This window comes from Streptomyces sp. NRRL S-1022 (genome assembly GCF_000720135.1).
In the GTDB taxonomy this organism is placed as follows: Bacteria; Actinomycetota; Actinomycetes; order Streptomycetales; family Streptomycetaceae; genus Streptomyces.
This window is the reverse complement of record NZ_JOIU01000204.1, coordinates 1-256: the sequence shown is the minus strand read 5'-3', so window position 1 is coordinate 256 and position 256 is coordinate 1. Positions and strand designations below refer to the sequence as shown.

Here is a 256-nt window from a genome sequence, read left to right as displayed (position 1 = left end):
GCAGCGCAACACCGCCGCCACCGAGGCGCAGGGCAAGGTGAAGGCGGCCCTGGCGCACGCTCCGGCCGAGCCGCCGCCCCTGGACCGGCTCAAGGGCGATCTGAAGGACGGCGCGCTGTCCACCGGCATCGAGATCACCCACTTCGCCGGAGGCGTGGTCAAGGGCACGGCCGGCCTGGTCACCTTCGTCCGCGGCCTGGACCCGATGGACCCCTACAACCTCACCCACCCGGCCGCCTACCTGCAGAACGTCAGC

Annotated in this window: 1 protein-coding gene; it reads left to right on the top strand. The window is 72.3% G+C overall.

The features are described from left to right. On the top strand, positions 1 to 256 hold a 256-nt coding region (locus tag IG05_RS43375), incomplete at both ends, for a hypothetical protein (protein ID WP_037816089.1).